General features: G+C 73.0%; 18 protein-coding genes. 7 read left to right on the top strand and 11 right to left on the bottom strand.

The genetic code is table 11. The annotated features are described in order from the left end of the window. Positions 1–118 precede the first annotated feature (118 nt). From AC29IT_RS20070 to AC29IT_RS20060, 3 genes are all read right to left on the bottom strand, one after another. Positions 119–3157, bottom strand: a complete 3039-nt coding sequence (locus AC29IT_RS20070; RefSeq protein WP_488219761.1) for an AfsR/SARP family transcriptional regulator — start codon at positions 3155–3157, stop codon at positions 119–121. Positions 3158–3340: 183 nt separating this feature from the next. Beyond that, positions 3341–3526: a DUF397 domain-containing protein gene (locus AC29IT_RS20065; RefSeq protein WP_358446197.1), complete on the bottom strand. Its 186-nt coding sequence runs from the start codon at positions 3524–3526 to the stop codon at positions 3341–3343. Positions 3527–3542: 16 nt separating this feature from the next. After that, positions 3543–4397 (bottom strand): helix-turn-helix domain-containing protein, encoded by an 855-nt coding sequence (locus AC29IT_RS20060; protein WP_488219760.1) that lies wholly within the window; start codon positions 4395–4397, stop codon positions 3543–3545. Between the two features lie 144 nt (positions 4398–4541). Here AC29IT_RS20060 and AC29IT_RS20055 point away from each other — a divergent pair, with 144 nt between their 5' ends. The 5 genes from AC29IT_RS20055 to AC29IT_RS20035 all read left to right on the top strand — a co-directional run bounded on the left by AC29IT_RS20055 (position 4542) and on the right by AC29IT_RS20035 (position 8210). Next, on the top strand, positions 4542–4754 hold the full coding sequence (locus AC29IT_RS20055) for a hypothetical protein (protein ID WP_488219759.1): 213 nt from the start codon (positions 4542–4544) through the stop codon (positions 4752–4754). A gap of 143 nt (positions 4755–4897) precedes the next feature. After that, positions 4898–5824, top strand: a complete 927-nt coding sequence (locus AC29IT_RS20050) for a DUF6346 domain-containing protein (protein WP_488219758.1) — start codon at positions 4898–4900, stop codon at positions 5822–5824. A 401-nt stretch (positions 5825–6225) separates the two neighbouring features. Continuing rightward, on the top strand, positions 6226–6639 hold the full coding sequence (locus AC29IT_RS20045) for a YbaB/EbfC family nucleoid-associated protein (protein WP_488219757.1): 414 nt from the start codon (positions 6226–6228) through the stop codon (positions 6637–6639). An 18-nt stretch (positions 6640–6657) separates the two neighbouring features. Further along, entirely contained in the window at positions 6658–6957 is a 300-nt protein-coding gene (locus tag AC29IT_RS20040; protein ID WP_358446211.1) for a type VII secretion target, read from the top strand. After that, the gene (locus AC29IT_RS20035; protein ID WP_488219756.1) at positions 6954–8210 is read left to right on the top strand and encodes a WXG100 family type VII secretion target; all 1257 of its coding nucleotides are present in this window, start codon (positions 6954–6956) and stop codon (positions 8208–8210) included. The genes AC29IT_RS20040 and AC29IT_RS20035 overlap by 4 nt, the downstream gene beginning before the upstream one ends. A gap of 59 nt (positions 8211–8269) precedes the next feature. On the opposite strand, the gene AC29IT_RS20030 is transcribed toward AC29IT_RS20035, so the two are convergent. Beyond that, positions 8270–9196: an NADP-dependent oxidoreductase gene (locus tag AC29IT_RS20030; RefSeq protein WP_488219755.1), complete on the bottom strand. Its 927-nt coding sequence runs from the start codon at positions 9194–9196 to the stop codon at positions 8270–8272. A 76-nt stretch (positions 9197–9272) separates the two neighbouring features. On the opposite strand from AC29IT_RS20030, the gene AC29IT_RS20025 reads away from it, so the two are divergent. Together AC29IT_RS20025 and AC29IT_RS20020 are read left to right on the top strand one after the other, a co-directional pair. Beyond that, positions 9273–9650 carry a winged helix-turn-helix transcriptional regulator gene (locus tag AC29IT_RS20025; RefSeq protein ID WP_358446220.1) on the top strand — a complete coding sequence of 126 codons (378 nt, stop codon included), beginning with the start codon at positions 9273–9275 and terminating at the stop codon, positions 9648–9650. Between the two features lie 123 nt (positions 9651–9773). Further along, positions 9774–10112: a hypothetical protein gene (locus tag AC29IT_RS20020; protein ID WP_488219754.1), complete on the top strand. Its 339-nt coding sequence runs from the start codon at positions 9774–9776 to the stop codon at positions 10110–10112. Between the two features lie 106 nt (positions 10113–10218). Here AC29IT_RS20020 and pyrF read toward each other — a convergent pair whose 3' ends face one another. Genes pyrF through pyrR form a run of 7 tightly spaced genes read right to left on the bottom strand, consistent with a single transcriptional unit; the run spans position 10219 to position 18870 of the window. After that, positions 10219–11055, bottom strand: coding sequence for an orotidine-5'-phosphate decarboxylase (gene pyrF / locus AC29IT_RS20015; protein ID WP_488219843.1), 837 nt, complete (start codon positions 11053–11055; stop codon positions 10219–10221). A gap of 5 nt (positions 11056–11060) precedes the next feature. Further along, positions 11061–14384 carry a carbamoyl-phosphate synthase large subunit gene (gene carB / locus AC29IT_RS20010; RefSeq protein WP_488219753.1) on the bottom strand — a complete coding sequence of 1108 codons (3324 nt, stop codon included), beginning with the start codon at positions 14382–14384 and terminating at the stop codon, positions 11061–11063. Next, on the bottom strand, positions 14384–15505 hold the full coding sequence (gene carA / locus AC29IT_RS20005) for a glutamine-hydrolyzing carbamoyl-phosphate synthase small subunit (protein ID WP_488219752.1): 1122 nt from the start codon (positions 15503–15505) through the stop codon (positions 14384–14386). Before carA ends, carB begins: the two co-directional genes overlap by 1 nt. Beyond that, positions 15502–16035 carry a PH-like domain-containing protein gene (locus tag AC29IT_RS20000; RefSeq protein WP_488219751.1) on the bottom strand — a complete coding sequence of 178 codons (534 nt, stop codon included), beginning with the start codon at positions 16033–16035 and terminating at the stop codon, positions 15502–15504. The genes carA and AC29IT_RS20000 overlap by 4 nt, the downstream gene beginning before the upstream one ends. Continuing rightward, positions 16035–17336, bottom strand: a complete 1302-nt coding sequence (locus tag AC29IT_RS19995) for a dihydroorotase (protein ID WP_488219750.1) — start codon at positions 17334–17336, stop codon at positions 16035–16037. Before AC29IT_RS19995 ends, AC29IT_RS20000 begins: the two co-directional genes overlap by 1 nt. Beyond that, a complete protein-coding gene (locus tag AC29IT_RS19990) occupies positions 17333–18265 on the bottom strand; it encodes an aspartate carbamoyltransferase catalytic subunit (RefSeq protein ID WP_358443526.1) in 933 nt (310 codons plus the stop codon). The genes AC29IT_RS19995 and AC29IT_RS19990 overlap by 4 nt, the downstream gene beginning before the upstream one ends. Further along, complete coding sequence (gene pyrR / locus AC29IT_RS19985) at positions 18265–18870, bottom strand: bifunctional pyr operon transcriptional regulator/uracil phosphoribosyltransferase PyrR (protein ID WP_358443529.1); 606 nt, start codon at positions 18868–18870, stop codon at positions 18265–18267. Before pyrR ends, AC29IT_RS19990 begins: the two co-directional genes overlap by 1 nt. Positions 18871–19041 lie beyond the last annotated feature (171 nt).

Raw genomic sequence — 19041 nt, 5'->3', positions numbered from 1 at the left:
TGCTCGTCGTGGACCGGTCCAGTGCAGCGAGTTCGGTGCACACGTCGTGCACACGACCGGCACAGGGCGCCACGTGCGGCCCGTCCGCCGCACGGCGTCGTCCTGCTCGGGGACCGGATCAGGGGGTGGAGCCGACGTCGGATTCGATCTCGTGGCGTTCGAGCCGGGTGCGGTGGGCGTCGACGTCGAAGCCCGCTGCGGCGAACCAGTGCTGCGCGGCGTCCCAGTGCTCCCGCGCCTGTTCGGCCCGCCCGTGCAGCAGCAGGCAGCAGGCGAGTTCGCGCCGCGCCCTGGCCCGTTCGGCGGGCAGGTCGGGCACGATCGCCAGCGCGTGCTCGGCGAAGCGCAGCGCGGTCGGCAGCCTGCCGCGGGTGCGGTCGATGCGGCTGAGCAGCCGGTAGGCCCAGGCGATCCCGGCATCGTCCGCGGCTTCGTGGAAGAAGCCGAGCGCCTGCCACACCTCGTAGCCGCCGTCGCCGACCTCCTCGGCGTCGAGGTGCGCTTCGGCGAGGAACAGGCGCAGGTTCGCCGCCAGGTCCCGATCGCCGAGCCGCCCGGCGAGGGCGAGGCTGCGCCGCAGCAGCTGCGCGGCACGGCCGGTGTCGCCGCGTTCGCGTTCCACCCGCCCGAGTTCGAGGCACACGGACAGTTCGGCGGAATCGTCGGCGAGGGCGCGGGCGGTGGTCATCGCGTCGGTGAGGTGCTCGACGGCGTCGTCGAACCGGCCGCTGCGGCGCCCGATGGCGGCCAGCGAGCAGCGCGCGGCGAGGGCGCCGTGCACGTTGCCGCCGGTGGCGAACGCGCTGATCGCCTGCTCGTGGCAGCCCCTGGCCTCGGCGGGCTGCCCGCGCCATTCGGCGGTCCAGCCGAGGCCGTGCCAGGCGTAGGCCTCCCCTTCGGCGTCGGTGACGTCGTCGGAGGCGAACAGCCGCCGCGCCTCGGCGAATCGGCGCGCGGCCTGCTCCAGGTCGTTGCGGCGACAGTCGAGCACGCCGCGCTGCTGGAGGAGCACCGCTTCGCCGCGCAGCCGGACGGCGCGCGGCTGGTGGTGGTCGGCGTGCAGCGCGTCGAGCCCGGCGCGGTTGAGGATGGCCCAGTCGGCGTAGTCGGCGCGCAGGTCCTGGTAAGCGGCGGTGGCGGCGGCGAACCGCCACGCGTGCTCGCCGAGCCCGAGCGCCGCGCACTGCTCGACGGTGGCGCGCAGTTCGGGCCACATCGCGTCGAACCAGCGCACCGGGTCGCGGACGCGTTCGGCGAGCGCGGTGACGTGCGGGCCGGGCCGGTTCGCGCCGGGCGCGGCGTCGAAGCACAGGTCGTGGTGCGGCAGCCGCCGGTTGAGGTGTTCGGCGAGCCCGAGCCAGGTGTCGGCGAGCCTGCGCAGCGCGGCGGGCGCGGCGTCCTCGGGTTGTTCGCGGCCGAAGGCGCGGGTGAGGTCGTGCAGCCGGAACCGGTGGTGCGGCGGGTCTTCCCGCACGTCCAGCAGCCGCGCTTCGGCGAGCGCCTCCACGATTTCCTCGGCCTCGTCGACCCCGATGTCCAGCAGTGGCGCGGCGATCCACGCCGGGAACTCCGCGCAGTCCACTCTGGACAACAGCCGGAGCAGCCTGCGGGCCGTGGGGTCGAGCTCGTCGTAGCCGAGGGCCAGCCCGGCGCGCACGTCGAGGTCACCGGCGCTCAGCCGGGACAGCCGGGTGCGTTCGTCCGCGAGCCGCTCGGCGAGCGCGCGCAGGGGCCAGTGCGGGCGGGCGGCGAGCTGGGCGGCGGCGATCCGCAGCGCCAGCGGCAATCCGCCGCAGTAGTGCGCGATGCGCGCGGCCTCGTCAGCTTCGCGGTGCGTCCGGTCGGCGCCGACCCAGCGCTCCAGCAACCGGATTCCGTCCGCGGCGCTGAGCACGCGCAGCGACACGTGCCCGGCCGCGTCGAGTCCGGTGAGCGCCGGCCGCCCGGTGACGAGCACGGCGTTCCCGGAGCCGCCGGGGATCAGCGGGCGCACTCCAGCGGCGTCGGCGGCACCGTCGAGCACGACGAGCACCCGGCGGTCGGCGAGCAGGTTCCGGTAGAGCGCGGCCCGCTCCTCGGCGTCCACCGGCGCGTCCCGCACTCCGAGCGAGCGCAGCAGCCGCCCGAGCACGTCGACCGGCCGGGCCGGGCCGCGAGCGTCGCGCAGCGCGGCGAACAGCTGCCCGTCCGGGTAGTGCTCCCGCACCTGGTGCGCCGCCTGCACGGCCAGCGCCGTCTTCCCGGTACCACCGGCGCCGCTGATCATCCACACGGCCGGGCGTTCGCCGCCTGCGCGGTCCCGGGTGAGCCCGTGGTGCAGTGCGGCGAGTTCGGCGTCGCGGCCGGTGAGCGCGGCGGGTGCGGGCGGGAGTCCGGCGGGCGCCGCCGGTCGTTCGGCGGCGGGCGGGTCGAGGACGGTCAGTCCGGGGTCGGCGGCGAGGATGCGGCGGTGCAGCTCGGCGAGTTCGGCGCCGGGGTCGATGCCGTGTTCGGCGGCGAGCAGTGCGCGCACGTCGGCGTAGGCGGCGAGCGCGTCGGTGGGCCGTCCGGCGCGGTGCAGCGCGAGCATCAGTTGCGCCCGCAGTCGTTCCCGCAGCGGGTGTTCGCGCACGAGGGCGTGCAGTCCGGGCAGCAGCGCCGCGTGCTCGCCGAGCGCGAGCGCCACGTCGTGGTGGCGTTCGAGCACGTGCAGCCGTTCTTCGTCGAGCCGGTCGGCGTCGGCGCGCAGCGCGATCGTGCAGTCCAGGTCTTCGAGCGGGTCGCCCCGCCACAGGTCGAGCGCCGCCGCGAACCGTTCCGCGGCGGACCGCAGGTCGTCCTCGCGCAGCGCGCGTTCGGCGTCGGCCGCGAGTTCCCGGAACCGCAGCACGTCCAGCGAATCCGGTCCGGCGTCGAGCCGGTAGCCGCCGGGTCGGCTGAGCAGCTGCGCTCCGCCCGGTCCCATGCGGCGGCGCAGGGCGCCGATGTGGGTGCGCAGGTTCGCGGCCGCCGAGGGAGGTGGCACGTCCCAGATCATGCCGATCAGCAGCCCGGTCGTCGCGGTCCGGCCCGAGTTGAGCAGCAGCGCCGCGAGCAGGGTGCGCTGCCTGGCGCTGAGCGCGACGGGCCGATCGTGCTCGTCGAGGCATTCGACGGGGCCCAACAGCCGGAAGCGCACCGGCCCTCCGTTCCTCTGCCGGGTCCGGTGGATTCCTTCCCGGGGAACGAGATTAGCGGTGATCATCGCGCGCCGGAACGCCGCGCGCCGGGATGCGTGCGCTGGGAGGACGGTGCCGCGTCCGTTCGGCCGCGGTGGTGCGCCTGATCCGGTGATCGCGGCGGGGGCGTCGTCGACCCGTGCTCAGCCGGTGAAGCGGTCCTGCCGCAGCGCCCGCAGGAAAGCGGACCAGCTGGTGGGGTTCATTCGGAGCACGCCGCCGTGGGGGTCCTTGGAATCGCGGGCGGCGATGGTGCCGTCCAAGTGGGCTATCTCGACGCAGTATTGAACCGAGTTGCTGTAGCTGCTCTTCTGCCAGTGCGATCGCATGGATCTCTCCTGTTCGTCAGCTCCGCCGACGCCACTCGTCGGATTTCCGGTCGATCAGTCGCAACGACTCATCGGGAGGCAGCGCGATCTTGCGCAGCATTCCCAGTGCTTCTCGCCGCTCCGCGACGATCTGCTTCTCCTCGATGTAGGAGGCACAACCGATGGCCTCCCCGAGGACGAGATCAGCGTGCTCAGTGAATTCCAAGTAGAGGAACGGCCCGTCCAGGCCGACGTGCGCCCCAGCGGAGTGCGGCACGATCTGCACGCTCACGTTCGGTCGGGTCGCGACGACCGACACGCGTTCCAACTGCCTGTGCATCGTCTCCGCGGTTCCGGCTTCCCGTTCGAGCACGCTCTGCTCGATCAAGAACTCGAAAGTGCGCTCGCTGTGCAACTGGGTCTGCCGCGCAGTGCGCTGAGCCAGCAGCTTGTCCAAGTCGCCTTCGATGCCGTGCGGCGCAAGAGCGTGCGCGATGGCGATGACGTACCCGGGCGTCTGCAGCAGTCCCGGGAACAGCATCGTTTCGTAGCTCCGCAAGGTGGTCGCTTCCGCTTCGAAAGATCGGAAGTCGTCCCAGTACTTCTCCAGCGAACCACTCGGCATGGTCCACCAGTTCGGGCTCGCACCGTTCCGGACCAGCGTCAGCACCTCCTCCCGCTCTCGGCTGGGAACCCGGTACAACCCCAGCATCGCCGCCACGTCGTCGGCGTTGAGGCCGCGTTGCCCGGATTCCATTCGGCTGATCTTGCTCATCGAGATTCCCAGCGCCTGCGACACCTCCGGCGCGGAAAGTCCGCTGCGCCGCCGCAGATCGCGTAATCTGCTTGCCACTCGACGCGTCCGCACCGGGACCGCGCTGCTCGTGCTCATGCCACCTCCTGCGCCTGCCGGGAAGAGCTTCTCGGGTTGCCGCCGCGGCAAGCCAGTGCCCTCACTCGAAAGATTCATTGCGTGACACGGCGGGAAGTTCCGAAGGTGTTCGCACCAACGAAATCCGGACTACGGGAGGCACGCATGAGCGAGGCGCAGTGGGAGATCCCCGCGACGGAGCGGGCGGGGAGCATCGTGATCACGATGGCCGCGCGCGGCGTCCACCTCACCCAGGGCGAGGTGCGGGTGGAGGTGGTGAAGGAGCAGCTGGGCGAGCTCTCCGACAAGCTCTACTTCCTGGACATGGCCTTCCAGGGCGACGCCGAGACCGCCGTCGAGGTCCTCTGCGCCCGCTGATCCACCAGGTGAATGGCCCACCCGCCCAAGCGGACTGGGCGAATGGGCCATTCACCTGCGAGCGGCCGCGCGGTCGAGGGGGCGGCGCGCGGGCGCGTGCTAGGTTCGGCGCCGCAACGGCCTCTGGGGGAACAGGACTGGACGTGCGACCTTCCGACGACATGCTGCCCGGGCACGGCGAACCGGCCGCTCCACGCGAGGAACGCGAGGCGACGGAGCGCTCGCCGGGACGCAGGGCCGGCGGCATCGCCGCGCAGCTCGCGGTGCGGCTGCTGGTGCTGCTCGTGTTCGCCACCGTCATGGGCGCCACCGGCATCACCGGCACCGACGGCACGCCCACCGAGCGCGGCACCGCGCTGGCCACCGGCTGCGCGCGCGTCGGGCCGATCAGCGCGTCGGGCCTCGGCTGGTGGTGGCGCTGCGAGGCGACGATCCGCTGGGACGACGGCCGCACCGAGCAGCGCACCTTCAAGTACTCCGACCTCACCCCGGACAACACCACGACCCCCGCACCGGTCGAACGCCGCGAGCTCGACAACCGGGGCAGCAACGTGGTGGTGGCCTCCGCGGGCGAGTGGGCGCCGCTGGGCTGGGCGCTGTTCGCGCCGCTGCTGGGCCTCGCGCTGCTCGGCGTGCGCCTCCCCTCGCGGGACGCGGAACGGCGCAGGCGAGCGCGGCTGGGGATCTGGCCGCCCGCGCTGCTCGCCGCCGGGTGGTGGCTGGTCTTCGCGGGCGGGCTAGGCAGCGGTCGGCTCGACCTGCTCGGCTGGGTCCCGGTCGTGGTGGTCGTGGCCGGGCACGCGTTCCTCGCCGTCGGCGCCGGATTCGCCCTCGCGCGGCGGCGGCACGGGTACCCCGATGTGGAGCCGCCGGTGCCGGTGGGCGGACGGCTCGCCCGGGCGAACCTGCTGCTGGTGCTGGGAATCCTCGGTCTCGGCGCGGCGCTGCTCAGCGGTCAAGGCCCGCTCGGCGTCCTCGCCCTCGCCGCTCTGCCGGTCGTCGCGCTCGGCTTCGGCGTCCGCAGCCGCCTCGTCGCCGGACGCCTCCGCGCCCTGCACCCCGCGGCCTGAAGCGCACGGGGCCCGGGCCGGTGAACGGCCCGGTTCGCCCACCCCCAGCCGACGAACCGGCCGCTCACCGCCCGGCTCCCGACCGGCGGACGGGCCACCCTGCCGGTCGCTGCGCCCCAGTGCACCACCCGCCGCGCACACGTTCCGCACACGTTCCGCACCGACCCCGCGTTGACCTCGGCGCGCCGCGGGATGTTGGATGGGCGCCGAGCGCTGGGGGCGCTCGTGCTGGTGGGTTCGCTCTCCTCCCGGGGGAACTCTGGGGTTCCGGTGTGCGCGGTGCACGCGCGTGGAACCGTCCGGGCGCCGCGATCGTCGATCGTGGTGCCGACGGGTCGTACCCGGCCGGCGCGAGGCGCGCACCTGGCGCCCCGACAGGCACGACACCGGGGGTTTTCCGCATGGCAGAGCAATCACCGCAGCAGTTCCTCGACTCGTTGCAGGACCGCGCCGACGAGATGGTGCGCCAGTCCCAGCAGCTGCAGGAACAGCTGGGTTCCCTCACCGAGACCGCCACCGAAGGCGGCGTCTCGGTCACAGTCGGCTCCAACGGCGCCCTGCAGGGCCTGGACTTCGACCGGAATTCGATGCAGCGCGGCCCGGCCGACCTGCGCGACACCATCCTGCGGCTCGCCGCCCAGGCCCAAGGCGCCGTCGCGCACAAGGTCGCGCAGACCGTGGAGCCGTTCGCGGGCGCCTCGGCGATGGAATTCCTGCGAACCCAGCTCCCGGCGGAACCGGACGAGGGCGCCGCGAGTCGGAACGACGATCCGGCCTTCGACGAGGACGAACCGCCGCAGACCTACCTGCGGTGATCACTGGGGAGTGAGCTCATGTTCAAAGTGACAACGGACCGGTTGTCCACGCACGCGCAGTGGCTGGCCGGTCTCGCCGACGACATCGCCGCCGCCGGGGAGAAGGGCGCCGGGGTCTCGTTCGGCGTCGACAGCTTCGGGCTGGTCGGCCAGGCGTTCTCCGGGCAGGCCCGGCAGACCTCGCAGCAGGCGGCCGAGGAGATCGGCAAGTTCGCCGACCTCACCCGCGACCTCGGTGAACGGGTCGACGCGACCGCCGCGGACTACCACGACACCGACGTCCGCAACTCCCAGCAGCTCGGGCAGGTGCAGGTATGACCGGCATGTTCACCGACATGGGGTCGGACACCTCGACCGCGGGCGCGGGCATCTTCGACTCGGCGCGGGCCACCTGGAGCGCGTTCGAGAGCGAGGACTGGGGTGAGTTCGCCGCCAGCGGCGGGGTCCTCGCCCTGGACGGGCTGATCACCGCCATCGACCCGATCGGCTCGGTGCTCGCCGCCGGCGTCGGCTGGCTGATGGAGCACCTGACGCCGCTGCGCGAAGCCCTCGACTTCCTCGCGGGCGACCCGAACGCCATCAAGGAGGGCGCCGACACCTGGCAGCAGGTGAAGGCCGACCTGGAGCAGCTCGCCGCCGACATCCCCGGCCAGGTCCAGTCCGGCTGCGCCGACTGGCAGGGCAAGGCGTGCGACGCCTACCAGCAGCGCGCCGGGGAGTTCGCCGAAGGCGTCCAGGCCATGGCGATCAGCGCGGGCACCGCGTCCGGCGCGATGGCCACCGCGGGCACCATGGTCGCCACCTGCCGCGGGCTGGTGCGGGACATCATCGCGGCCGTCGTCGCCGAGCTCATCAAGGGCGCGCTGGCCGCGCTCGCCGGATCCGTCGTCAGCTTCGGCGCGACCGTCGCCGGCTACCTCGGGTACGCGGCCGGGCGGGTCGGCATGACCCTCTCGAAGATCGCGACGAAGGTGAGCGAACTGCTCGCCAAGCTCGGCAAGGCCGGAACGCACCTGGCCAAGGCCTTGGAGAGCATGGCCGAGGCGGGCGCGAAGGTCGGTTCCAAGCTCACCTCCAGCGGGCTGTCGGCGTTCCCGACCTCCCCCGGACTCGGCGGCGCGGCGACCGCCGCCGGGCAGGCCACCTCCCGCGGCGCGGACGCCCTCGGCTCCACCGCGAGCGCCGTCGGCCGCGGCGGCGAAGCCCTCGGCAGCGCCGGAGCGCGCACCGCCGACGCGGCCACCGGACTCGGCAAGAGCGCCGAGCAGCTCGGGGGGCGCGGGGCCGGGCTGATGGGCAACGCCGACGACCTGGGCCGGGCCGCGGAGCGCACCACCCAGTCCGCTGTGGACAGGGCGACGGCGTGGCCGGAAGGCGGCGGCATCAACGGCGCCGCCGCCCGCGACACCGCGGAAACCGTCTCCGACGTGCGCACCGCGGAGAGCCAGGTCGCGCGCGGCACCCTCGGCGCCGAGCAGTACTACGAGCAGAACTACGACGGGGACGACGGCAAGAACTACAGCCTCACCGGCACCATCCCGTCCGCCGAAGAGCACTTCCCGACCACCTGACCCGTCCCGCGCCCAGGTGAGTGGCCCGCCGGCAGGACGGGCCGCTCACCTGGCGGGGATCAGGTGCTGAGGACGAGCTTCCCCCGCAGGTGCCCCGCGTCGAGCATCCGGTGCGCGTCGGCGACCCGCTCGAACGGGAACACCTCCTGCACGTGCACCCGCAGTTCGCCCCGGTCGACGAGGTCGACGAGCCCGCGCAGCGCCACCGGGTCCGGATCGACCGCGATACCGCTGAACCGCCTGCCCGCCGCCGCGAACCGGGCGGCCTGCCGGACGTCCTCCTCGGCGACCGCCGTGACGAGGTGCCCGCCCGGGCGGAGGACCTCCAGGGACCGCTCCGGAACGTCGCCGCCCAACGTGTCGAGCACGACGTCCACGTCGCGGACGACCTCCGCGAAGTCCACCGCCGCGTAGTCGATCACCTCGTCCGCACCCAGCTCCGCCGCGAACTCCCGCTTGCCGCCGCCCGCGGTGGTGATCACGTGCGCGCCGAGCGCCTTCGCCAGCTGGATCGCGACGTGCCCGACACCGCCCCCGCCGCCGTGCACGAGGACCCGGTCGCCCGCGGTCACGCCGCCGAGGTCGACGAGGCCCTGCCACGCCGTCAGCCCGACGATCGGCAGCGCCGCGGCCTCGACGTGGGACAACGACGCCGGCTTGCGCGCCAGGTGCAGTGCCGGAGCCGCCACGCGCTCGGCGTAGGCGTTCGCCGCCCGCGGGAACAGCGGCATCCCGAACACCTCGTCGCCGGGCCGGAACCGCCACGTCATCGCCTCCTCGACGACACCGCTGACGTCCCAGCCGAGCGTGAACGGCGGCCGCCCGAGCAACGGGAACTCGCCCGCGCGCAGCCGGGCCTCCAACGGGTTCAACCCGATCGCCGAGACGCGGACGAGGACCTCGGTCGGCAGCGGCCGGGGCTCGGGCGCGTCGACGACGGCGAGCACCTCCGGACCGCCGATCTCCTGCTGGACGATGGCACGCATGGTTGCTCCTAGCTGCGGTGATGGGCTGCTCCCAAGCTAGGCGGCGCCACGGGAACCTCCGGGTAACGTTGGCGCCATGAGCGGTTTCGCCCCCGACGCGCCCTTCCTCGCCGACTGCCCGGCGCGGCTCGCGGTGGAACTGCTCGCCGACAAGTGGACGGCGGTCGTGCTCGCCGGGCTCAGCAGGGGGCCGGTGCGCCACGGCGAGCTGGCCGGCCTGATCGGCGGCATCTCGCGCAAGGTGCTCACCCAGACGCTCCGGCGCCTCGAAGCGCACGGGCTCGTCCGGCGCCACGCCCACGCCGAGGTCCCGCCCCGCGTCGAGTACGAGCTCACCCCGCTCGGCGCGACCCTGATCGACCCGATCCACGTGCTCACCGAGTGGGCTCGGGAGCACGGCGACGCCGTCCTCGACGCCCTCGACAGCGCCGCGGAGCCGACGCCCCGCGGGTGAACGGCCCGTCCGACCGGCGGACCGGTCTTCGGTGGCGCCGGGCGTTCTTCCCACCCGATCGTCGGCGGGGCGTCACCGATTTCGCGGTATGCGGCGCTCCCACCTGCCAGGACTCTGGACCGGGTGTCCGCGATCGAGCGCCGCACCGACCCGACGTCCCTGGCCCTGCGCGGCTTGTCCGAGCGCGAGTGCGCGCGGTTCCGGAACCGCAACCTGCGCCAGCCCGGCCGCGGGCGGCGGGTCCACCGCGTCGAGCTGCGCGACTGGTACGGCGGGCTGAAGTTCCCGACGCCCGCGTGCCACCAACCGCTGGACAGCCGTGCCGTGGCCGGAACCCCGGAAGCGGTCACCGAACCCGTCGACTGCGCCCGGTGCCTGGCGGGGAACCCGGACCCGTTCACTCCGCTCGTCGCCCTCGACGGCGGCCAGCTCCACCTCGCCCTCGAACCCGGAGGCGCCTGAACCGGAGCGCCCGCCCTCGTCGTCCGGACCGAGAGGACACCCCGCACCTGAACGGCCCGTCCGACCAGACCGGTCGAACGGGCCGTTCAGCTGGCGGAAGACCGCGTCAGGACTCCAGCAGGACCCCGAGTTCGTCGCGGACTCGGCGGGCCGCGGCGCGCAGGTCCGCCACCGCAGGGCCGTGGCGCAGCACGTCGCGGGCCGTGGCGGGCAGCACCGAGGGCAGGGCCGCGCCGAAGGTGGCGCGCAGGCCCTGCACGGTGGCGCCCTGAGCTCCCAGGCCGGGGGCCAGGATCGGGCCGTTCAACCGGGAGAAGTCCAGCTCCCCCGGCTTGATCGTCGCCCCGGCGACCACGCCGACGTAGCCGAACGGGTCGGCCCCGGCGTTGTTCTCCCCCGCCGCGTCCACGATGGACTGGGCGACGGTGCGCCCGTCGTCCGCGGTGGAGCGCTGCAGCGCCACGCCTTCCGGGTTCGAGGTGCGCGCCAGCACGAACACACCGCGCCCGGTCTGCTCCGCGATGCCCAGCGCCGGTGCCAGCGAACCGAACCCGAGGTACGGCGACACCGTCAGCGCGTCCGCCGCCAGCGGCGAGTGCTCGTCGAGGTAGGCGTTCGCGTACGCCGTCATCGTCGAACCGATGTCGCCGCGCTTGACGTCCAGCAGCACCAGAGCCCCGGCCTCGCGGGACGCGGCGACGACCTTCTCCAGCACCGCCACGCCCGCCGAGCCGTAGACCTCGAAGAACGCCGACTGCGGTTTGAGCACCGCGACCTCACCGGCCAGCGCCTCCACCGCGGTCATCGCGAACCGCTCCAGCGCGGCCGGGCTCTCCTCCAGGCCCCACGCGTGCAGCAGCGCCGGGTGCGGGTCGATGCCCACGCACAGTGCGCCGCGCGCGGCGACCGCGTCCGCGAGCCGCCGCCCGAAACCCGACCGCACGGCCGTCACCGCAGGTCACCGCTCTTGCGCAGCGCGGCCTGCAGCGCCTGGAGCGGCCGCACGCCGATGTCGCCGTTGATGACCGCCTCGATGCCCTGCACCGCGGCCGCCGCGCCCTGCACCGTGGTGATGCACGGGATGTCGCGGGACACCGCGGCGGTGCGGATCTCGTAGCCGTCGACCCGCGGGCCCGGGTTGCCGTACGGGGTGTTGACCACCATGTCGATCTCGCCCGCCCGGATCAGGTCGATGACGTCGCGCTCACCGTCCTGCTTGGACTCGTTGTGCTTGCGCACCTCCTTCGCCGGAATCCCGTTGCGCCGCAACACCTCCGTGGTGCCCGAGGTCGCGAGGACCTCGAACCCGAGGTCGGCGAGGCGCTTCACCGGGAACACCAGCGAACGCTTGTCCTTGTTGGCGACCGACACGAACACGGTGCCCGAGGTCGGCAGCGAACCGTACGAGGCGGTCTGGGACTTCGCGAACGCCTGCCCGAAGGAGACGTCGATGCCCATCACCTCGCCGGTCGACTTCATCTCCGGCCCCAGCAGCGAGTCCACGCCGTGGCCCTCCGGGGTGCGGAAGCGGTGGAACGGCAGCACCGCTTCCTTCACCGCCACCGGCGCGTCGATCGGCAGGTCGGCGCCGTCCCCGGTCGACGGGAGCAGGCCCTCGGAGCGCAGGTCGGCGATGCTCGCGCCCAGCATGATCCGGGACGCGGCCTTCGCCAGCGGTGCCGCCGTCGCCTTCGACACGAACGGCACGGTGCGCGAGGCCCGCGGGTTCGCCTCCAGCACGTACAGCACGTCGTCCTTCAACGCGTACTGCACGTTGAGCAGGCCGAGCACGCCGATGCCCTTCGCGATGGCCTTCGTGGACTCGCGGACCTGCTCGATGTCCTGGCGCCCCAACGTGATCGGCGGCAGCGCGCACGCCGAGTCGCCGGAGTGGATGCCGGCCTCCTCGATGTGCTCCATCACGCCGCCGAGGTACACCTCGTCGCCGTCGCACAGCGCGTCCACGTCGATCTCGATGGCGTCGTCGAGGAAGTTGTCCACCAGCACCGGGTGTTCCGGGGTGACCTCGGTGGCGCGGGCGATGTAGTTCTCCAGCGACGCCTCGTCGTAGACGATCTCCATGCCGCGGCCGCCGAGGACGTACGACGGGCGCACCAGCACCGGGTAGCCGATCTCGTCGGCGATGCGCTTGGCCGCGTCGAACGAGGTCGCCATGCCGTACTTCGGCGCGGGCAACCCGGCCTTGCGCAGCACGTCGCCGAACGCGCCGCGCTCCTCCGCGAGGTGGATCGCTTCCGGCGGGGTGCCCACGATCGGCACGCCCGCGTCGGCGAGCCGCTGCGCCAGGCCCAGCGGCGTCTGCCCGCCCAGCTGCACGATGACGCCCGCGACCTCGCCGGACGCGCGCTCGGACTCGACGACCTCCAGCACGTCCTCGAACGTCAGCGGCTCGAAGTACAACCGGTCCGCGGTGTCGTAGTCGGTGGACACCGTCTCCGGGTTGCAGTTGACCATCACGGTCTCGAACCCGGCGTCGCGCAGCGAGGTCGCCGCGTGCACGCACGAGTAGTCGAACTCGATGCCCTGGCCGATGCGGTTCGGCCCCGAGCCCAGGATGATCACCTTGGGGCGGTCGCGCTGCTCGGCGACCTCGGACTCGGCGCCGGGGTCCAGCTCGTAGGCCGAGTAGTGGTACGGGGTGCGGGCCGCGAACTCGGCCGCGCAGGTGTCCACCGTCTTGTACACCGGCCGCACGTCCAGCCGGTGCCGCAGCGCCCGCACACCGTCCTCATCGGACAGTTCCGGGCGCAGCGCGGCGAGCTGGCGGTCGGACAGCCCGGAGCGCTTCGCCAGCCGCAGCAGGTCCGCGTCCAGCACCGGCGCCGCGATCAGCTGCTCGCGCAGCTCCACCAGCGCGGCCACCTGGTCCACGAACCACGGGTCGATGCCCGAGGCCTCGTGCACCTGCGCCACCGTGGCGCCCAGCCGCAGCGCGCGCTCCACGGTGTAGAGCCGCCCGTCGTGCGCGATCCGCAGGTCGTCCAGAGTGGACTCCAGCGTCGCGCCCTCCGGGTCGCCCTTCGTCCAGAACCCGATCCGCGAGGTCTCCATCGAGCGCAGCGCCTTGCCCAGCGCCTCCTGGAAGGAGCGGCCCAGCGACATGGCCTCGCCGACGCTCTTCATCGTCGTCGTCAGCAGCGGGTCGGCGCCCGGGAACTTCTCGAACGCGAACCGCGGCACCTTGACGACCACGTAGTCCAGCGTCGGCTCGAAGCTCGCCGGGGTCTCGCCGGTGATGTCGTTGCGGATCTCGTCGAGCGTGTAGCCGATCGCCAGCTTCGCCGCGATCTTCGCGATCGGGAAACCGGTCGCCTTCGACGCCAACGCCGAGGAGCGCGACACCCGCGGGTTCATCTCGATCACGACCATGCGCCCGGTCTCCGGGTGGATCGCGAACTGGATGTTGCAGCCGCCGGTCTCCACGCCCACCGCGCGCAGCACGTCGATGCCGACGTCGCGCATCTTCTGGTACTCGCGGTCGGTCAGCGTCATCGCCGGGGCCACCGTCACCGAGTCGCCGGTGTGCACGCCCATCGGGTCGATGTTCTCGATGGAGCAGATGACCACCACGTTGTCGGCGTGGTCGCGCATCAGCTCCAGCTCGTACTCCTTCCAGCCGAGCACGCTCTCCTCGATGAGCACCTCGTGCACCGGGGACTCGGTGAGGCCCAGCGAGGCCATCCGCTCCAGGTCCTCGTGCGTGTGCGCCATGCCGGAGCCGAGACCGCCCATCGTGAAGCTGGGGCGGATCACCACGGGCAGCGAGTGCTCGCGGACGAAGTCGCGGACCTCGTCCATCGACTTGCACACGGCGCTCTCCGGCGCGTCGCCGCCGATGGAGCGCACGATGTCCTTGAACCGCTGCCGGTCCTCACCGCGCTCGATGGCCTCGATGTCGGCGCCGATCAGCTCCACGCCGTACTTCTCCAGCACGCCGCGCTCGTCGAGGGCCATCGCGGTGTTCAGCGCGGTCTGGCCGCCGAGGGTCGCCAGCAGCGCGTCGGGGCGCTCGGCCGCGATGACCTTCTCCACGAACTCCGGGGTGATCGGTTCCACGTAGGTGGCGTCCGCGAACTCCGGGTCGGTCATGATCGTCGCCGGGTTGGAGTTGACCAGGCTGACCCGCAGCCCTTCCTCCCGCAGCACCCGGCACGCCTGCGTGCCCGAGTAGTCGAATTCGCAGGCCTGCCCGATGACGATCGGCCCGGAGCCGATCACCATCACGTGCTTGATATCAGTGCGCTTCGCCATCAGCGGGCCTCGCTCATCATGCTGGTGAACTCGTCGAACAGGGGCGCGGCGTCGTGCGGACCGGCCGCCGCCTCCGGGTGGTACTGGACGCTGAACGCGGGTCCGTCGAGCAGCCGCAGGCCCTCGACCGTGCCGTCGTTCGGGCAGTAGTGGCTGATCTTCGCGGCGCCGAAGTCGGTGCCGAACCGCTCCCCGGCCTCGCCCTCGACCGCGAAACCGTGGTTCTGCGCGGTGATGGCGACCTTGCCGGTGTCCACGTCGATCACCGGGATGTTGATACCGCGGTGGCCGTAGCGCATCTTGTACGTCCCGCGGCCGAGCGCGCGGCCCAGCAGCTGGTTGCCGAAGCAGATGCCGAACAGCGGCAGCTTGCGGCCCAGCACCTCGCGGGTGAGCTCCACGGCGTGGTCGGCGGTCGCCGGGTCGCCGGGGCCGTTGGACAGGAACACGCCGTCCGGGTTCACCGCCAGCAGATCGTCCACTGTGGACGACAGCGGCAGCACGTGCACCTCGATGCCGCGCTGGGCCATCATCCGCGGCGTGTTGGACTTGATGCCCAGGTCCAGCGCCGCGACGGTGAACTTCTTCTCGCCCTCGGCGGCCACCACGTACGGCTCGGCGGTCGTCACGTCACCGGCCAGGTTCGCGCCGGACATCTGCTCGGACGCCGTCACCTGCGCGACCAGCTCCTCGTCGGAGCCCAGGGCCGCACCGGAGAAGATCCCGGCGCGCATCGCGCCGCGCTCGCGCAGGTGGCGGGTCACCGTGCGGGTGTCCAGGCCCGCGATGCCCACGATGCCCTGCGCGCGCAGCTCTTCCTCCAGCGCGCGGCGGGAGCGCCAGTTCGACGGCACCCGCGCGGGGTCGCGCACCGCGTAGCCCGCGACCCAGATGCGCTGCGACTCGTCGTCCTCGTCGTTCCAGCCGGTGTTGCCGATCTGCGGCGCCGTCTGCACCACGATCTGGCGGTGGTACGACGGGTCGGTCAGCGTCTCCTGGTAGCCGGTCATGGCGGTGGAGAACACCGCCTCGCCGAGCGTGCGGCCCTCCTGGCCGTAGGCGGCGCCGCGGAAGATCCGGCCGTCTTCGAGCACCAGTGCCGCCGGGGTGTGCGCGGTCATGCCTGTCCCTCCGGGTTGTCGTCACGTCCTGCGGCAGGCGCCAATGCCCGCACCGCACCCGCCCACTCGTCCTGAGTGGACTTGTCGTCCGCGCGGAAGCCGGTGTCGATGTCCTGGTCCCCCAGGCGCCAGGTCACCACCAGCAGCCCCGCACCGGGAACGACCTTGTTCGCCAGCTTGTGGTCCACGCGCGCGTCCAGCACGGACTCCGCGGGAATCCACATCGGACTCGCGCCGGTCCGCTCCAGCAGCAGGCCCGAGTCGCGCAGCCTCGCCACCGCGTTCGCGCGGTGCCCGATGTCGCCGACCACGATCCGGTCCTGCCAGTCACCGGCCTTCGTGCTGCCCACGTAGAAGCCGGTCTGATCGGCCAGCAGCGCGGGCCGCTCGGCCACGTCCTCCGGGGCCACCGGGAACGCGGTGAACTCCGCGTCCTGGCGCCGCTTGCGGTTCAGCCAGCCGCGGCGCATCCCGAAGTACACCAGCACCAGCAGCACCAGCAGCACCAGCACCCACAGCGTCCGCTCCATCAGCGCCGCACCTCGCCCTCGTGCGCGGTGATCCGGCCGCGCAGCAGCGTCGCGCGCACCCGGCCCGGCAGCTCCATGCCCTCGAACGGCGTGTTCGCCGCGATGCTGGCCAGCTCCGCGCCGCGCACCGTCCAGCGCGCGTCCGGATCGACCAGCGCCAGGTTCGCCGGCTCGCCCACCGCGATCGGGCGGCCCTGGTCGGCCAGCCCGGCGATCTGCGCGGGCCGCTCGCTGAGCACCCGCGCCACGCCGCGCCAGTCCAGCAGGCCCGGCTCGACCATCGTGCGCGCCACCACGCCCAGCGCCGTCTGCAGGCCGAGCATGCCCGGCTTGGCGGCCGACCACTCGCAGTCCTTGTCCTGCGCCGCGTGCGGGGCGTGGTCGGTGGCCACGCAGTCGACGGTGCCGTCGGCCAGCGCCTGCCGCAGCGCCCGCACGTCCTCGTCGGTGCGCAGCGGCGGGTTCACCTTGTTCACCGGGTCGTAGGTCGACAGCAGCTCGTCGGTGAGCAGCAGGTGGTGCGGCGTGACCTCCGCCGACACCGTGCCGCCCGCATCGCCGCGCGACTTCCACCAGCGCAGGATCTCCGCGGTGCCCGCGGTGGACACGTGGCAGACGTGCAGCGTGCCGCCGGTGTGCCCGGCCAGCAGGCAGTCCCGCGCCACGATCGACTCCTCCGCCGGAGCGGGCCAGCCCGCCAGACCCAGCCGGGCCGCGTTCGCGCCCTCGTGGGCCTGCGCGCCGACCGTGAGCCGCGGCTCCTCGGCGTGCTGGGCCACCACCACGCCCAGCGCCTTCGCGTACTCCAGCGCGCGGCGCATCACCAGCGGGTCGTGCACGCACTTGCCGTCGTCGGAGAACACCCGCACCCCGGCCGCCGAGCGCGCCATCGTGCCCAGCTCCGCGAGCTGCTCACCGCCCAGGCCGACCGTCACCGCACCCACCGGGTGCACGTCGACCAGGCCGATCTCCAGGCCGCGGCGCCACACGTGCTCCACGATCACCGCGTTGTCGGCCACCGGGTCGGTGTTGGCCATCGCGAACACCGCCGTGTAGCCGCCCAGCGCGGCCGCGACCGAACCGGTCTCGACCGTCTCGGTGTCCTCGCGGCCCGGCTCGCGCAGGTGGGTGTGCAGGTCCACGAAACCGGGCAGCAGCACACCACCCCCGCCGCGCACGACTTCGTCGGCCTCGACGTCCAGGTCCGCGCCGATCTCGGCGATCAGCTCGCCGTCGACCAGCACGTCCACCGCGTCGCCGTCGCCGTAGGGACGGACTTCCTTGATCAGCACCCGGCTCACGCCGCGATCTCCTCTCCGGCCAGCAGGTGGTAGAGCACCGCCATGCGCACGTGGACCCCGTTGCGAACCTGCTCGGTGATCGCCGCGCGCGGCGAGTCCGCCACCGCCGGGGCGATCTCCATGCCGCGCAGCATCGGACCGGGGTGCAGCACCACGGCGTGCTCCGGCAGCTTCGCCAGCCGCTTCTCGTTGAGGCCGTAGGCGATCGAGTACTCGCGGGCCGACGGGAAGAACCCGCCGTGCATCCGCTCGGCCTGCACCCGCAGCAGCATCACCGCGTCCACGCCCGGCAGCACCGGGTCCAGCTCGTGCACGACCTCCGCGCCCCAGTGCTCGATGCCGTGCGGCACCAGCGTCGGCGGCGCCACCAGCACCACCTCGACGCCGAGGGTGCGCAGCAGGTGCACGTTCGACCGCGCGACCCGGCTGTGCAGCAGGTCCCCCACGATCGCGACCTTGCGCCCGGCCAGCTCGCCGAGGCGCTCCCGCAGCGTCGCCGCGTCCAGCAGCGCCTGCGTCGGGTGCTCGTGCATCCCGTCACCGGCGTTCACGACCTGCGTCCCGGCCTCGTCCAGCCAGCCCGCGAGCCGGTGCGCCGCGCCCGAGGCGGGGTGCCGCACGATCACGCAGTCCGCGCCCGCCGCCGAGAGGGTCAGCGCCGTGTCCCGCAGCGACTCGCCCTTGCCGACCGAGGACGCCGAGGCCGACACGTTGATCACGTCGGCGCTCATCCACTTGCCGGCGACCTCGAACGAGACCCGGGTCCGGGTGGAGTTCTCGTAGAACATGGTCATCACGGTGCGCCCGCGCAACGTGGGCAGCTTGCGCACCTCGCGGCCCAGCAGCGTCTGCTTCAGCGTGCCCGCGGTGTCCAGCACCGCGGTCGCCGTCGCCGCGTCCAGGCCTTCGGTGGACAGCAGGTGCCGCATCACCGCACCTCCTCGCTGCGCCGGATGAACACCGAGTCCGCGTCGTCGACCTCCGCGAGCCGCACCGCGACCTCCTCGCTGCGCGAGGTCGGCACGTTCTTGCCGACGTAGTCGGCGCGGATCGGCAGCTCCCGGTGCCCGCGGTCCACCAGCACCGCCAGCTGCACCGCGCTCGGCCTGCCCTGGTCCCGCAACGAGTCGAGGGCGGCGCGCACCGTGCGGCCGGAGAACAGCACGTCGTCGACCAGCACCACCAGCGCGCCGTCGATCCCGGCGGGCGGCAGGCTGCTCGGCTCCAGCGGCCGGTTCGGTTGTGTCCGCAGGTCATCTCGGTAGAGCGTGATGTCGAGGGTGCCGGTGGGCACCTCCACCCCGCTGAACTCCGCGATCCGGGCGGCGAGGCGGCGGGCCAGCGGCACGCCCCTGGTCGGGACTCCCAGCAGCACCACGCGCGGGGCCTCAGGGCCCTCCGCAGCGGTGTCCAACGCGGTCTTCTCGATGATCTGATGAGCGATGCGGGCGATCGTGCGCGCAACGTCACCGGCCGAGAGCAGCTCCCGCTGCCCGGCCGGGTCCGTCGCGCCCGCCTGCCGGCGTGACGCCACGGTCGAGCCTCCTTCCCCGCCTCACTGGACGGGTCCTTAAAGGATGGTTGATTCCCCAGTGGACGGGATGCGCGTGCACCCGCCCGCCGGAACGAACTTCGGATCGCCACCAGGTGACCACCGGGTTCGCCTTGTACGCTATCAGCGTCCGCAGGTCAATCGTCCGGGTGG

It is taken from the genome of Saccharopolyspora sp. MMCC62 (genome assembly GCF_057736575.1).
This window is presented reverse-complemented; position numbering and strand designations above follow the sequence as displayed.